This is a genomic window from Roseococcus sp. YIM B11640 (assembly GCF_049727625.1).
In the GTDB taxonomy this organism is placed as follows: domain Bacteria; phylum Pseudomonadota; class Alphaproteobacteria; order Acetobacterales; family Acetobacteraceae; genus Roseococcus.
In genome coordinates this window covers 716,585-730,306 of record NZ_JBBJOZ010000001.1, presented here as the reverse complement: position 1 = coordinate 730,306, position 13,722 = coordinate 716,585, and the positions used below count along the sequence as shown (strand labels likewise).

15 protein-coding genes are annotated in these 13,722 nt (G+C 72.2%); all 15 read right to left on the bottom strand.

What is annotated here, in order from left to right:
• Positions 1-8: 8 nt before the first annotated feature.
• The 15 genes from WJM96_RS03740 to WJM96_RS03670 all read right to left on the bottom strand — a co-directional run bounded on the left by WJM96_RS03740 (position 9) and on the right by WJM96_RS03670 (position 13,696).
• Positions 9-941: a Hint domain-containing protein gene (locus WJM96_RS03740; RefSeq protein ID WP_424811079.1), complete on the bottom strand. Its 933-nt coding sequence runs from the start codon at positions 939-941 to the stop codon at positions 9-11.
• Positions 942-1,058: 117 nt separating this feature from the next.
• Complete coding sequence (locus WJM96_RS03735; RefSeq protein WP_424811078.1) at positions 1,059-2,258, bottom strand: MFS transporter; 1,200 nt, start codon at positions 2,256-2,258, stop codon at positions 1,059-1,061.
• Positions 2,258-3,220 carry a thiamine-phosphate kinase gene (gene thiL / locus WJM96_RS03730; protein WP_424811077.1) on the bottom strand — a complete coding sequence of 321 codons (963 nt, stop codon included), beginning with the start codon at positions 3,218-3,220 and terminating at the stop codon, positions 2,258-2,260. The genes WJM96_RS03735 and thiL overlap by 1 nt, the downstream gene beginning before the upstream one ends.
• On the bottom strand, positions 3,217-3,696 hold the full coding sequence (gene nusB / locus WJM96_RS03725; RefSeq protein ID WP_424811076.1) for a transcription antitermination factor NusB: 480 nt from the start codon (positions 3,694-3,696) through the stop codon (positions 3,217-3,219). Before nusB ends, thiL begins: the two co-directional genes overlap by 4 nt.
• On the bottom strand, positions 3,693-4,193 hold the full coding sequence (gene ribH / locus WJM96_RS03720; protein WP_424811075.1) for a 6,7-dimethyl-8-ribityllumazine synthase: 501 nt from the start codon (positions 4,191-4,193) through the stop codon (positions 3,693-3,695). The genes nusB and ribH overlap by 4 nt, the downstream gene beginning before the upstream one ends.
• Entirely contained in the window at positions 4,193-5,320 is a 1,128-nt protein-coding gene (ribB, locus tag WJM96_RS03715; RefSeq protein ID WP_424811074.1) for a 3,4-dihydroxy-2-butanone-4-phosphate synthase, read from the bottom strand. Before ribB ends, ribH begins: the two co-directional genes overlap by 1 nt.
• Positions 5,317-5,961: a riboflavin synthase gene (locus WJM96_RS03710; RefSeq protein ID WP_424811073.1), complete on the bottom strand. Its 645-nt coding sequence runs from the start codon at positions 5,959-5,961 to the stop codon at positions 5,317-5,319. The genes ribB and WJM96_RS03710 overlap by 4 nt, the downstream gene beginning before the upstream one ends.
• 3 nt (positions 5,962-5,964) lie before the next feature.
• Entirely contained in the window at positions 5,965-7,059 is a 1,095-nt protein-coding gene (ribD, locus tag WJM96_RS03705) for a bifunctional diaminohydroxyphosphoribosylaminopyrimidine deaminase/5-amino-6-(5-phosphoribosylamino)uracil reductase RibD (RefSeq protein WP_424811072.1), read from the bottom strand.
• Positions 7,059-7,511, bottom strand: coding sequence for a transcriptional regulator NrdR (nrdR, locus tag WJM96_RS03700; protein ID WP_424811071.1), 453 nt, complete (start codon positions 7,509-7,511; stop codon positions 7,059-7,061). Before nrdR ends, ribD begins: the two co-directional genes overlap by 1 nt.
• 156 nt (positions 7,512-7,667) lie before the next feature.
• Positions 7,668-8,966: a serine hydroxymethyltransferase gene (glyA, locus tag WJM96_RS03695; protein WP_424811070.1), complete on the bottom strand. Its 1,299-nt coding sequence runs from the start codon at positions 8,964-8,966 to the stop codon at positions 7,668-7,670.
• A 73-nt stretch (positions 8,967-9,039) separates the two neighbouring features.
• Positions 9,040-9,483: a ribose 5-phosphate isomerase B gene (gene rpiB / locus WJM96_RS03690; RefSeq protein WP_424811069.1), complete on the bottom strand. Its 444-nt coding sequence runs from the start codon at positions 9,481-9,483 to the stop codon at positions 9,040-9,042.
• A 48-nt stretch (positions 9,484-9,531) separates the two neighbouring features.
• Entirely contained in the window at positions 9,532-10,374 is an 843-nt protein-coding gene (locus WJM96_RS03685) for a dienelactone hydrolase family protein (RefSeq protein ID WP_424811068.1), read from the bottom strand.
• The gene (locus WJM96_RS03680) at positions 10,371-12,041 is read right to left on the bottom strand and encodes a dihydroxyacetone kinase family protein (protein ID WP_424811067.1); all 1,671 of its coding nucleotides are present in this window, start codon (positions 12,039-12,041) and stop codon (positions 10,371-10,373) included. Before WJM96_RS03680 ends, WJM96_RS03685 begins: the two co-directional genes overlap by 4 nt.
• Positions 12,042-12,116: 75 nt before the next feature.
• The gene (locus WJM96_RS03675; RefSeq protein ID WP_424811066.1) at positions 12,117-12,677 is read right to left on the bottom strand and encodes a hypothetical protein; all 561 of its coding nucleotides are present in this window, start codon (positions 12,675-12,677) and stop codon (positions 12,117-12,119) included.
• Positions 12,678-12,715: 38 nt separating this feature from the next.
• Positions 12,716-13,696: a Bug family tripartite tricarboxylate transporter substrate binding protein gene (locus WJM96_RS03670; RefSeq protein WP_424811065.1), complete on the bottom strand. Its 981-nt coding sequence runs from the start codon at positions 13,694-13,696 to the stop codon at positions 12,716-12,718.
• Between the last annotated feature and the right edge of the window lie 26 nt (positions 13,697-13,722).

The window sequence follows — 13,722 nt, the reverse complement described above, 5'->3', positions numbered from 1 at the left end:
TTGCCTGCTCAGGCCGCCGCCTGCCGCGACGGGCCGCTCACCGCCCTTGCCGCCAAGCGCGCGCGCATCGCTACCGGCAGCTGCCGCGCCGATTTCACGCGCGGTGCCTCCATCTCGGCACTGCCCGCCTCGCCATAGAGAGCGACGAACTCGGCGTGATTGTCGAAGCGGGCGCGCGTGCGGTTGTCCACGAAGGTCTCGACGGGCGTGCCCTCGGCCAGGATCACGGCGTGATCCTCCATCTCGACGTGGTACCAGGTAAAACGCGGCTCCGGCCGCATGACGCGCGTGACGGTGCTGCCGTTCACCAGCGCCGCGGCCTCCACCAGCAGCCCTTCCCACATCACGCCATGCGCGGGCGAGAGGAAAAGGTCACGCGCCGGCACGCCCTCGGCGAGCGCGCCGGCAGCGATTCGGATGGGGAAGCTCCGCAGCGGCTCGGCGAAGACCGCGACCACCTCCTGCCGGCCGATCCACTTCACCGCCCGTGCCTCGCCCCCCGCGGTGAGGACGAGGTCGCCGATGGCCAGCGCCTCGACGTCGCACCAGCCCTCAGGCGTCGCGATCCGCGTGCCGGCGAGGAAACAGACCGCAAAGGCCGCCGGATCGATCGTCACGAAATCGGTTTCGCAGAGGCAGTCGTTGGTCAGGAGGACCTTGAGGCTCGCGGTCTCGCCCGTGTCGGGATCCGTAATCGAGAACTCTCCGACCCACCCATGCCCGTACTGGCCGATATAGGTGAAGGCATCGGGGTCCGGGCTGCCGAGATCCACCAGAATGGTCTGGCCGGGGTCGAAGGTCGTCGAGGCGGGATCGCCGTTGCTGGCGACGAACGAGCCGTCCCCGACGAAGTAGGGGATGTACTCGCCGGGGCCGCCACCGCCGCAACCGCAATCCGCTGGCTCAAGGACGAAGAAATAGTTGGCTATGAACTCCGCCATGCCGTTGTCGCCTCTTTCGGGGGCGCCTCCTCTGGAGCGGCATGGTTCTCACATGGCCAGGTCGGCCAGCGCCAATCGGTCCTCGCGATGGGGCCAATAGGTGCCTGGGACTCTTCCCTACCGGGCGACGGCGGGCACGCGGCTCGCGCCCCTCGCCTTCTGCCAGGCCAGCAGCGCCAGTGCGGCCACCAGCGGCGGGATCAGCGTCATGTTCAGCACGCTCCAGCCGAAGCGCGCATGCACGAAGCCGGCGAAGAAGGCCGTGCACGCCACGGTGCCGAACACGATGAAGTCGTTCGCCGCCTGGGCCTTCACCCGCTCCTCCGGCGCGTAGCTCGTCGCCAGCAGGTTGGTCGCGCCCACGAACATGAAGTTCCAGCCGAGGCCGAGCAGCGCGAGGCCGATCGCGAAATGCCCGAAGCTCTCGCCCGAGAGCGTGATCGCCACGCAGACGAAGTTCAGGCAGGCGCCCGCCACGATGACCGGGCGCACGCCGAAGCGCTGGATCAGCCGGCCCGTGATGAAGCCCGGCGCGAACATCGCGAAGGCATGCGCCTGGATGACGGTCGCCGCATCGCCGACCGTGAAGCCGCAGAGCAGCATCTCCAGCGGCGTGCCGGTCATGGCGAGGTTCATCGTGCCGTAGGCCGTCATTCCCGCGACGACCGAGGTGATGAAGATCGGCCGCCGCAGGATCTCCCCGAGCGGCGTCGGTGCCGCCGCGCCTCGCTTGGGCAAGGGCGGCAGCTTCAGGCCGCTGAGCAGCAGCAGGCTGCCCAGCGGCAGCAGGGTCAGCGCCAGGTAGGTGCCGAGGAAGAGGTAGGGCATGAAGGCGTCATGCGTGTGCTTCACCAGCTCCGGCCCGAAGATGGCCGAGAGCACCGGCCCTGCCATCACCAGCGCGATGGCGCGCGGGCGGTAGGCCGGGGTCGCGGCCTCGGCCGCCGCGAAGCGGTAGTGCTGCGCCACGCCCCAGGAGAGGCCCGCGAAGACCGCGCCGAGGCAATAGATCAGGAAGTCCTGCTGGTAGACGCCGAGCGCGAAGGTCAGCGAGCCGAGCAGCGAAACCACCGCGCCCAGCAGGAAGACCGGCCGCCGCCCGAAACGCGTGAAGAGGAAGGAGGCGGGAATGGAAGCCGCCATCGTGCTGGCCATCTGCACCGCCATGGGCAGCGTCGCCAGCGCGGCGTCGGACGAGAGGCTGCGCCCGATCAGCGCGCCCATCGTCGCCTGCCCGACCATCGTGGCGTTCATCAGAGCCTGGCCCAGAAAGAGGCGCCAGACGGTGGCCCGCATCGTGCGGTCCGCATCGGACATCAGAAGTGGCTCCATCCCCCGCGGGGCAGGTTCAGGAGGCCGCCCGTCGCATCCCGCACCGTCACATCCGGCGCGCCTTCCGTGAAGCGCCCGATGCGCGTGACGGGGGTGCGCGCCGCGCGCCCCGCGGCCTGGACCCTCGCCGCATCGCCGGGCGGGGCGGCGAAGAGCAGCTCGTAATCGTCGCCGCCCGAGAGGATCAGCGGCAGCAGCGCGGCATCGGCCCCCAGCGCCGCCCGGGCGGCGGGCGAGAGCGGCACGGCAGCGGCCTCGATCTCCGCGCCGCATTCGGCGAGCCGGCACAGATGCCCGGCATCCTGGGCAAGCCCGTCCGACACATCCATCGCCGCCCGCGCCACGCCGCGCAGCGCCTGGCCGAGCGCGAGACGCGGCTGGGGCAGCCGGTAGCGGCCGGCCAGGAACCCGTCATCCGCAAGCTCGCCGCGCGCCGCGCGCAGCCCCAGCGCGCCGTCGCCGATCGTGCCCGAGACCCAAAGCTCGTCGCCCGGCCGCGCGCCCCGGCGCAGCAGCGCCTCGCCCGGCGGCACGCTCCCCAGGATCGTGAGCGACAGGCTGAGCGGCCCGGGCGTGGAAACCGTATCGCCCCCCAGCACCGAGAGCCCGAACTCCGCCTGGTCCATCGCCAGCCCGGCGCCGAAGCCGTCCAGCCATTCCGGCGTCGTGCCCTTGGGCAGCGCGACCGTCATGAGATAGCCGAGCGGCGCCGCGCCCATGGCTGCGAGGTCGCTGAGGTTCACGCGCAGCAGCTTGCGCCCGATGCTCGCGGGCGGATCATCGGGCAGGAAGTGGACGCCCGCCACCATCGCATCGGCGGCGAGCACGAGCTGCTGCCCCGCGGGCGGCGCCAGCAGCGCCGCGTCGTCCGAGAGCGCCAGCGCGCCCTCCCCGGCCAACGGCCTGAAGTGCCGCGCGATGAGCGAGAATTCCGGGGGCAGGCTCACCCCCCGTTGAACTCCTCGGCCCGCAGCACGCGTGCCATGGCATCGAGCACGCCGTTGCAGAAGCGCGGCTCCTCGCCGCCGAAGAAGCCATGGGCGATGTCCATGTACTCCTTGATGACGACGCGCGCGGGCGGGCCGCCCATGTCGCGCATCTCGCCGCCGGCGGCGCGCAGGATGGCGCGCAGCACGGGGTCCAGCCGGTTCATGGCCCAGCCGGAAGCCAGATGGGCCGAGATGACCTGGTCCAGATCCTCGGTCCCGGTCGCGGCGCCGCGCAGGATCCGGGTGAAGAGCGGCACGTCCGCCTCCTCCACGCGCCCATCCTCGAAGCCCTGCTGCCCGGCCATGGAGCCGAGGCGATGGCGGATGAACTGGTCCAGGACCGTCTCGATGGCGTCGCCGGACTGCTCCGCCTGGAACAGCGCCTGCACGGCGGCGACGCGCGCGCCTGTGCGCGGACGGCCGGACTTGCTCACGCCATCCTCCAGCGACGCTTCAGCGCGACCTGGAGCAGCGCGGCCTGCGCGGCCTCGGCGCCCTTGTTGTGCCCGTCATCGGCCGAACGCTCCTCGGCCTGCTGGATGGTGTGGACGGTCAGCAGCCCGAAACCGATGGCCGCCCCCGTCTGCACGGAGATCTGCATCACGCCCGAGCACGCCTCGCGGCAGATATGGTCGTAATGGTCGGTATCGCCCTTCACGACGCAGCCCAGCAGGACGAAGCCGTCCCAGTAAGGCGGCTCATCCGGATGCTCCATGGCATCGAGCGCCAGGCGCAGCGCGGCCGGGAGCTCGAAGGCGCCCGCGACGTCCACGACTTCCAGCGTGCCACCGGCCTCGGCCACCACGCGCTCCACCCCGCGGCGCATGCCGCCCACGATGCCCTCGTAGTAGGGCGCCTGGATCAGCAGGATGCGCGGCGGCTCGCCGTCGAGGCGGATGGTGTCGCGCTTCGGTCCGTCGATCGTGCTCATCAGCGCTTCTCACCGACCAGGGGACGCGTTTCGATGACGCGCAGGCCCCAGCCATCCAGCCCGACCAGCGGGCGCGGGTTGTTGGAGAGGCGGATGATGTCCTTCAGGCCGAGATCCGCCAGGATCTGCGCGCCAATGCCGTAGTCGCGCAGGCGCGGCATGGTCTTGCTGTCGCGCAGGTGGCGCACCTGCTGGCTCAGCCCGTCCGGCCGCCAGTCGCGCAGCAGGATCACGACGCCGCGACCCTCGGCCGCGATGGCCTCCATCGCGCCGTGCAGATCGCGCGTGCCGCGGCCGCCCACCATATCGTTGATGAAGCTCGCCGCATGCATGCGGGTCACGACCGGCTCGGGCGTGGTGATGTCGCCCTTGATGAGGGCGAGGTGCTCGCCGCCCTCGTCCAGCGCGCTGGAATAGACCACCAGGCGCCAGTCGCCGCCGACCGCGTGGGAGATCTCGCCCTCCTCGACCCGCTTCACCAGCCGCTCGGTGCGGCGCCGATGGGCGATGAGGTCCGCGATGGTGCCGAGCTTGAGGCCGTGCAGCTGCGCGAACTGCACCAGGTCCGGCAGGCGGGCCATGGTGCCGTCCTCGTTCATGATCTCGCAGATCACGCCGGCCGGGTTGAGGCCCGCCAGGCGCGCGAAGTCCACGGCGGCCTCGGTATGGCCGGCGCGGACCAGCGTGCCGCCCTCGCGCGCCACCAGCGGGAAGACGTGGCCGGGGGTCACGATATGCTCGCGAGAGATCTCGGGATTGATCGCCACGGCCACGGTGCGCGCGCGGTCGGCCGCGCTGATGCCGGTCGTCACGCCATCGCGCGCCTCGATGGAGACGGTGAAGGCCGTCTGGTGGCGCGTGCCGTTGCTCTGCGCCATCAGCGGCAGGCCCAGCTGCTCGACGCGATGGCGCGTCATGGCCAGGCAAATCAGGCCGCGCGCGTGGCGGGCCATGAAGTTGATCGCATCCGGCGTCGCGAACTGCGCGGGGATGACGAGGTCGCCCTCGTTCTCGCGGTCCTCGTCGTCGACGAGGATGAACATCTTGCCGCGGCGCGCCTCCTCGAGAAGCTCCTCGGTCGGCGTGATGAACTCGTGGAAGGTGGTCGTCTTGGTGGCTACGCTCACGCGCGGAACTCCAGGAGGCGGGCGACGTAGCGCGCCAGCGTGTCGATCTCGATATTCACCCCGTCGCCCGGCTGCAGCGTCCCAAAGCTGGTCACGGCGGTGGTGTGCGGAATGATGTTGACCCCGAAGCTCTCCCCGTCAACCTCGTTGACCGTCAGCGAGACCCCGTCCACCGCAATGCTGCCCTTCACCGCGATCAGCTTCGCGATCTCCGCCGGCACCCGGAAGCGCCAGCGCACGGAGGCGTTCTCCGGCACAGCCGAGATGACGGTCCCCACCGCGTCCACATGGCCTGAGACGAGATGCCCGCCCAACTCGTCGCCGAGCTTGAGCGAACGCTCCAGGTTGATCCGGTCGCCCGCCTTCCAGCCGAGCTTCGGCGCGGCATTGCCGCCCGCCGGGGCCTTCCAGTCACCCAGCGTGGTGCGGGAGAGGGTCTCCGCGCTCGCGTCCACGGCGAAGCTGTCGCCGTTCAGCTCCACCGCCGTCAGGCAGATGCCCGAGCAGGCGATGGAACAGCCCAGCTCCGCCCCCTTCAGGAAGTCAGGCGAGACGCCGATGACCAGGCGCGTGTCGTGGCCCTCCCCCTGCGGCAGGACCTCGCGCAAAGTGCCGAGGGCGGTAATGATCCCTGTGAACATGCGCTAGCCTTTCGTCATCTCGGTCATGATGTCGTCGCCTACGGGCCGCGAGTCCAGCAGGCGGAAGCGCGGCATGGCCGAAAGCGGCGAGACGCCCATGGCCGCCAGGCTGGGAAAGCCCTCGGCCCCCATGGCGCCGGGCGCGTGGAACCAGACCAGCCGGTCCACCAGCCCCGCCTTGAGCAGCGAGGCCGCGAGGCCCGCGCCGCCCTCCACCATCACCCGCGTCACGCCACGCGCGCCCAGGGCCTGGAGCATGGCGCGCGGCTGCAACCCGCCGCCGGGCGTCCGGCGGATGGGAACGACCTCCACCCCCGCCTCGATATAGGGCGCCAGGGCCGCCGGGCGATGGCCCGAGCCGGTGAGCAGCCAGGTCGGCTGCTCGCGGGCGCCGCGCACCAGCTTGGAGCCGTGAGGCAGGCGCAGCCGGGCGTCGGCCACCACCCGCAGCATGGGCACCGGGTCGAGGCCTGGGATACGGCAGGTGAGCTCCGGATCGTCGGTCAGCGCGGTGCCGCTGCCCACCATCACGGCGTCATGCCGGGCGCGGAGCGCATGCACCTCGCGCCGCGCGGCATCGCCGGTGATCCAGCGGCTCTCGCCCGTCGCGGTGGCGATGCGGCCATCGAGCGTGGAGGCGAGCTTGAGGGTGACGAAGGGCAGGCCCTCGGTGACGCGGCGGATGAAGCCGGCATTGAGCGCCGCCGCCTCCTCGCGCATCAGCCCTTCCTCGACCTCGATCCCCGCCGCCCGCAGCCGGGCGAAGCCGCGCCCGTCCACGCGGCTGTCCGGGTCGCGCAGCGCGACCACCACGCGGGCAACCCCCGCGCGGATCAGCGCATCGCAGCAGGGCGGGGTGCGGCCGTGATGGGAGCAGGGCTCCAGCGTGACATAGGCCGTGGCGCCGCGGGCCTTCTCCCCGGCGCGCTCCAGCGCCACGGCCTCCGCATGCGGTCGGCCGCCGGGCTGCGTCCAGCCGCGCGCGATCACCACGCCGTCCTTCACCAGCACGCAGCCCACGGCCGGGTTCGGCCAGGTATTGCCGAGGCCCCGTGCCGCGACCCTGAGCGCGGCCCGCATATGGGCCCCGTCGCACATCAGGGCGTGTCCAGCCCGCCGAGGAAGGCTTGGAAGTCCTTCGCCTCGGAGAAGTTCTGGTAGACCGATGCGAAGCGGACGTAGGCGACCTGGTCCACGCCCTTCAGCGTCTCCATCACCATCTCGCCGATCCGGCGGGAGGAGATCTCGGTCTCGGATTCCATCTCCAGCCGGCGCTGGATGCCGTTGAGCAGCCGCTCGATCCGGTCCTCGTCGATCGGGCGCTTGCGGCAGGCGATGCGGATGGACTTGCCGAGCTTGTCGCGGTCGAAGGGCACGCGGCGGCCGTCGGATTTCGTGACCGTGAGCTCGCGCAGCTGTACGCGCTCGAAGGTGGTGAAGCGGTTGCCGCAGGCCGGGCAGAAGCGCCGGCGCCGGATGGAGGAACCGTCCTCGGAGGGGCGGCTGTCCTTCACCTGGGTCTCGTCATTGCTGCAGTAAGGGCAGCGCATCCTATCGTGCCCTCAGACGCCGGGCGGCGGCCTTCGCCGCCTTGGCTTCGCGCCCTGTCATGTCTCGCTCGCTCTCAGGTCGGTCGCGGCGCGCCGGTCGCATTTGCGGCCGGATTCTCGCGAGTCGCGCTGATCCTAGCAGCGCGGCGCTTCCCGTCAGTAGATGGGGAAGCGCGCACAGAGAGCCTTCACCTCTTCGCCCACCGCGGCCTCGACCGCCGCATTGCCCTCGGCGGAGTTGGCCTTGCTCAGCCCTTCCAGCACGCGGCCGATCAGCGCGGCCACCTGCTGGAACTCCGCCTCGCCGAACCCGCGCGAGGTCGCGGCCGGCGAGCCCAGGCGCACGCCCGAGGTCACCATCGGCTTCGCCGGGTCGAAGGGGATCGCGTTCTTGTTGCAGGTGAGGTGCGCGCGGTTCAGCGCGGCCTCGGCATCCTTGCCCGTGAGGTTCTTCGGCCGCAGGTCCACCAGCATCAGGTGGTTGTCCGTGCCGCCGGTCACGATGCCGAAGCCCTGGGCCTTCAGCGCCTCGGCCAGCGCCTTGGCGTTGGCGACCGTCTGCCTGGCATAGGCGCGGAACTCAGGGCGCAGCGCCTCGCCGAAGGCCACGGCCTTCGCGGCGATGACATGCATCAGCGGGCCGCCCTGCAGGCCGGGGAACACCGCCGAGTTGATCTTCTTCGCCAGCGCCTCGTCATTGGTGAGGATCAGGCCGCCGCGCGGGCCGCGCAGCGTCTTGTGCGTGGTGCTGGTCGTGACATGCGCGTGCGGCACCGGCGAGGGATGCGCGCCGCCGGCCACGAGGCCCGCGAAATGCGCCATGTCCACCATGAAGTAGGCGCCCACCTCGTCCGCGATCTCGCGGAAGCGGGCGAAGTCCCAGTGGCGAGCATAGGCGGAGCCGCCGGCGACGATGACCTTGGGCCTGGACTCGCGGGCGATGCGCGCGACCTCCTCCATGTCGATCATCTGGTCCTCGCGGCGCACCGTGTAGGGCGCCACCTTGAACCACTTGCCGGACTGGTTGGCGGGCGAGCCGTGCGTGAGGTGGCCGCCGGCCGCGAGGTCGAGGCCCATGAAGGTGTCGCCCGGCTGCATCAGCGCGAAGAACACCGCCTGGTTGGCCTGCGCGCCGCTATGCGGCTGCACGTTCGCGAAGCCGGCGCCGAAGAGCTGCCTCACACGCTCGATGGCCAGGTTCTCGGCCACGTCCACGTATTCGCAGCCGCCGTAGTAGCGGCGGCCGGGATAGCCCTCGGCATACTTGTTGGTGAGGACCGAGCCCTGGGCCTCCAGCACCGCGCGGCTGACGATGTTCTCCGAGGCGATGAGCTCGATGCCGTCCTGCTGGCGCACCAGCTCCTTGCCGATGGCGGCGGACAGCTCGGGATCGGCCTCGGCGACGCCGGCCTGGAAGAAGCGGGCGGGAAGGAAGCGGGCGGTGCTCTCGTTCATGCGGGCGATCCTTGGGCCTGGGGCGGCGGGAATATCATGCTGCGGCCCGTGGGGACACCGGCCGGACGAAAAGTCAGGCGAGGGCCGAGGCGGGGCTCAGCTTGTCCAGGCGGCGCTGGTGGCGGCCGCCTTCGAACTCGGTCGCCAGGAAGGACGCGAGCGAGTCCAGCGCGACCTCGGCACCCAGCGTGCGCGCGCCGAAGCAGGCGACGTTCGCGTCGTTGTGCAGGCGGGTCAGCCGGGCCTCGGTGGTGTTGTGCAGCACCACGGCGCGGATCTTCGGGTTGCGGTTGGCCGCGATGGACATGCCGATACCAGAGCCGCAGACCAGCACGCCGAAGCGCGCCTCGCCGGCCGCAACCTTGGCCGTCACGGCATGGGCGAAATCGGGATAATCCACGCTTTCCTCGCCATTCGTGCCGGCGTCCAGCACGGTATGGCCGGCGCCCTCGAGGGCGGAGAGCAGAACCCGCTTCAGCGGCAGGCCCGCATGGTCGGAACCGATGGCGATGATCATGGCCCGCCATCTACCACGCGCGAGCGCGCGGCCGAAACCGCGCTCTCGTCATGGCGGACCGGCGTGTTCCTGCAGGAATTCCGCCACCAGCCGCCGCGATTCCGTCCTCGCCGCCGGGTCCGGCCCCAGCGAGACGGTGTTGCCGTTGGGCAGGTGCCGCTGCCGGATGCCGCCGGAGAGCCCATCGAAGCTGTGATGCGCGCCGGGGAAGGTGACGCGGGTGATGAGACGGGGCGCCAGCGTCGCCACCTGCTCGCAGGGCGCGGCCGGCGTCCAGTCGTCCAGCTGGCCCAGCAGCATGAGCAGGGGCGCCGTGCCCTGCACGGCCGGGACCGGCGGGCCCGAGCCGCGCCCGCAGCCGGGGTAGAGCGCCACGGCGGCGCGGACGAGGCCGGGCGGCGCCGAGTTCCAGGCCGCGAGCGTCGTCGTCCCGCCATGCGACCAGCCGATCAGCACCACGCCCTCGCCCCGCGCCCAGGGCTGCGCGCGCGCCCAGCGCGCGGCCTCCAGCGCATCGAAGCGGCGCACGCCGACCGGCCCGGCCGGGAAGTTCGGCACGCCGCAGGCCGGGCCGAGGCCCCGGCTGCCGAAGCTGTCGGGGAAGACCACCGGGTGGCCCGCCGCGACCAGCCGCGCCGCCCAGTCCCGCTGGTGCGGCGCCAACGTGATGGGCTGCTGGGCCGAGCCGATGCCCGAGCAGGAATGCAGCGCCACCACCGGCGGGCGCGTCGGGCTGGCGGGCACGAAGAGCAGCGCGCGCAGCGGCGTGCCCTCCGCGCCCGGCACCGTCACCGCCTGGGCGGGGACGGGCATGTTCATCGGCGCCTCGTCGGCCGCCAGCTGCCCGGCGCAGCCGGCAAGGACCAGCAGCGCGAGGAGGAGGCGCTTCATCGGCCCGCGAGCGCCCGCAGCCAGATCGCGACCGCCACCGCCCCGCCATCCGGCGCCCCCACCGCCCGCGCGCCGAGATAGCTGGCGCGGCCCAGGCGCGGGGTCATGGACGCCGTGGCCTCGGCGCCCTTCTCCGCCGCTTCCGCCGCGGCCGAGGCAGCGGCGGCGATGCCCTTGTGCAGCGTCGCCTCGAAGGCGGCCACGGCGGGATCGAGCGCGTCCACCATGGTGCGGTCACCCGGCTTGGCGCCGCCGAGCTCGCTCACCGAGGCGACGGCCGCCCGGAAGGCCCGCGCCCAATCCTCGGGCGAGGGCTCCTCCGGCAGGGCGCGGGCGGCGCGTAGCAGGGCCGTGGCGTAGAAGGGGCCGGAGCTGCCTGCCAGCGCCCGGCGCAGCGTGCCGGCCATGGCCTCGAAGGCGCGGGGCGGATCGGCCCAGGCGCCCTCCGGCAGCGCTCGCAAGGCCTCGGCGCCGCGCTGCATGCTGATGCCGAGGTCGCCATCGCCCGCCCGGCTGTCGAGGTCGGTCAGATGCGCCTCGGCCTTCTCCAGCGCCTCCGCGACCGCCAGGGCCAGGCGACGCAGCGCGGGCGCCAGCGGCCCCGGGGGCACCGAGGGGACGGCCTCGGGCGCCGCGGCGGCGACCATGTTCCGCTCGCCGATCCGGCCCGATCCCGGCCATGCCGGGGCCGTGCCCGCCATGTCCAGCAGGTCCAGCCGCACCGGGTCCAGCCGCAGGACCGAGAGCGAGGCGCCGGGCATTTCCAGCGCGGTCAGGAAATCGCCCGCCCAGGCGCGCTCCACCTTCAGCCCCTGCTCGCGGAGGCAGGCGATGGCCCGGCGCGCGACGATGGCCAATTCCATCGGCGGCGTGCCGCCGAGCCCGTTCACCAGCAGCGCCACCCGCTCGCCAGGCTTCAGCGCAAGGTCCTGCACGATGGTCGAGAGGATGCGCTCCACCAGGCGGTCGGCAGGCAGCAGTCCCGTGCGCTCCACCCCCTGCTCGCCATGAATGCCGAGGCCGAGCTCGATCTCCTCCTCGCCGATCTCGAAGCCCGGGCGCCCGGCAGCCGGGACCGTGCAGGCGCCGAGCGCCACGCCCATGCTGCCGAGATGATCCGCCGCCGCGCGCGCCAGCGACGCGACCTCCTCCAGGCTGCGGCCCGAGGCGGCGGCCGCGCCCGCGATCTTGTGGATCAGCACCGTCCCCGCGATGCCGCGCCGCCGGTCCTGGGGCACCGTCGCGTGCAGGGCCACGTCGTCCGCCACGACCACGACCTCGACCGGAATGCCCTCGCCGCGCGCCAGTTCCGCCGCCAGTCCGAAGTTCAGCCGGTCGCCCGTGTAGTTCTTCACCACCAGCACGGCGCCCGCGGGGCCGGCGGCGGCGCGGATCGCGGCCAGCACCGCGTCCACGCTCGGCGAGGTGAAGACGTCGCCCGCGATCGCGGCCGTCAGCAGGCCGGGGCCGACATAGCCCGCATGCGCCGGCTCATGCCCCGAGCCGCCGCCGGAGAGGATGGCGACGGGCCTCCCGGCGGGCGGCGGCAGGTCGGCGCGCACCACCACGTCCTCGTCCTCCAGCAGGGCGAGGCCGGGGTGCAGATCGCAGATGCCTTCCAGCATCTCGCGCACCACATGGCGGGGGTCGTTGATCAGCTTCTTCACGCAATCTCCCTCCCAGTTCTTTCTTGTTGCCGGGCAGCTTGCCCCGGCATCCGGCCCTCTGGGGAGGGGGCGCGTTCACATTTCCTCGCCCTCGGCGCGGCGGCGCAGATCGCGCAGGCGCTCGTTGCCGCCGGGGAGGTAGGGGTGGATGGCCATGGCGGCCTCTTGGCTGCGGAGCGCGCCGGCGAAGTCGCCCGCCTCCTCCTGCAGGCGCGAGAGGCTCAGCAGCGCGGGGAAGTGGCGCGGATCGAGGCGCAGGCACTCGCGCAGATCGCCCGCCGCCGCCACGCGGTCGCCCACCTGGGCATTGGCCTGGGCCCGCCAGTGCCAGGCATCGGCGAGGCTGGGCGAAAGGGTGATGGCGGCGTCGAAATCCTCCAACGCATCGCCCGGCTGGCCGGCGCGCAGGTTGCGGACGCCCCGGTTGATGAGCAGCGCAACGGAGGCCGTGGCCTGCCGCGCCCAGACCTGGCGGATGATGGCCTCGGCCGCGAGGGCGCCGCGCTCGTCCGGCGCCTCGCGCAGCGCCTCGAAGGCCCGCTCGAGGTCCCGCTGCGCCTGGCTGGGGGGCGCAGGGGCGGTTTGAGCCCAGGCGGGGCTGGCGAGCAGAAGGAGGGCAAGCAGCACGCGGCGCATCGGCGGATTGTCCGCCCCCGCGCCGCGCGAAGCAAGTTTCAGGTTCGGCCCAGGGTCAGGCCGGTCTCTCGGACGATGGAGCGGAACTTATCCAGCTCCGACGCCGCGAAGGCCCGCGTGCTGGCCGGCGTCGAGGACTCGGCCGGGTCCACGCCCGCATCCGCCAGGCGGCGGCGCAACGTCGGCTCGGCCAGCGCTTCCATGGCCGCCCGGTTGAGGCGCGTCAGGAGGGGCTCCGGCATGCCCTTGGGCCCCTGAACCAGGTTCCAGGTCACGACCTCGAAGCCGTTCAGCCCGCACTCCTGCAGCGTGGGCACGTCCGGCAGTAGCGGATGGCGCGTCAGCGAGGTGACGGCGAGCGGCCGCGAGGAGCCGTCGCGCACATGCGGGTAGGCGGAAGCCAGCACCTCGGCCGAGAAGTCGATCTCCGCCTTCCGCATCGCCTCCAGCACCGCCGAGCCGCCGCGATAGGGCACGTACTCGCCCCGGAAGCCGGAGCGATGCGCGAAGAGCGAGCCGGTGAGATGCCCGATGCCCCCGATACCGGAGCTGGCCCACAGCAGCGGCGAGCGCGCCGCCTTCGCCGCCGCCACCAGCTCCGCCACCGTGCGATAGGGGCTCGACCCCGGTACGATGATGAGCATGGGCCCGCCGCCCAGGATCGCGATGTGCGAGAAATCCTCCACGGCGTCGTAGCGCACCGTGTCGGGCAGCGCGGCGGGGTTGGTGCCCTGGCTCGACGCCGATTGCACCGCGAGCAGGTAGCCGTCCGGATTCTGCCGCGCGACATATTCCGCGCCGATGGAACCGCCCGCGCCGGGACGGTTGTCGATGATCATGCGCGCGTTGGGCGAGAGGTGCGGCGCCATGCGGTCAACCAGCAGCCGCGCCGCGATGTCGGTGGAGCCGCCGGCGAGGAAGCCGACCACGACGTTGATCGGGCGATCGGGATAGTTGGGCTGCGCTTGCGCCGGCCATGCGAGCAAGGCGGGCGCGGCGAGCAGGGTTCGGCGATTCATGTTCGTTCACTCCCGAAGTTGTTCGG

Bases quoted from the DNA above. Each gene is read 5' to 3' on its own strand.
- WJM96_RS03740 (WP_424811079.1), bottom strand. From the start codon at position 941: ATGGCGGAGTTCATAGCCAACTATTTCTTCGTCCTTGAGCCAGCGGAT.
- WJM96_RS03735 (WP_424811078.1), bottom strand. From the start codon at position 2,258: ATGTCCGATGCGGACCGCACGATGCGGGCCACCGTCTGGCGCCTCTTT.
- ribH (WP_424811075.1), bottom strand. From the start codon at position 4,193: ATGAGCACGATCGACGGACCGAAGCGCGACACCATCCGCCTCGACGGC.
- WJM96_RS03710 (WP_424811073.1), bottom strand. From the start codon at position 5,961: ATGTTCACAGGGATCATTACCGCCCTCGGCACTTTGCGCGAGGTCCTG.
- ribD (WP_424811072.1), bottom strand. From the start codon at position 7,059: ATGTGCGACGGGGCCCATATGCGGGCCGCGCTCAGGGTCGCGGCACGG.
- nrdR (WP_424811071.1), bottom strand. From the start codon at position 7,511: ATGCGCTGCCCTTACTGCAGCAATGACGAGACCCAGGTGAAGGACAGC.
- glyA (WP_424811070.1), bottom strand. From the start codon at position 8,966: ATGAACGAGAGCACCGCCCGCTTCCTTCCCGCCCGCTTCTTCCAGGCC.
- rpiB (WP_424811069.1), bottom strand. From the start codon at position 9,483: ATGATCATCGCCATCGGTTCCGACCATGCGGGCCTGCCGCTGAAGCGG.
- WJM96_RS03685 (WP_424811068.1), bottom strand. From the start codon at position 10,374: ATGAAGCGCCTCCTCCTCGCGCTGCTGGTCCTTGCCGGCTGCGCCGGG.
- WJM96_RS03675 (WP_424811066.1), bottom strand. From the start codon at position 12,677: ATGCGCCGCGTGCTGCTTGCCCTCCTTCTGCTCGCCAGCCCCGCCTGG.
- WJM96_RS03670 (WP_424811065.1), bottom strand. From the start codon at position 13,696: ATGAATCGCCGAACCCTGCTCGCCGCGCCCGCCTTGCTCGCATGGCCG.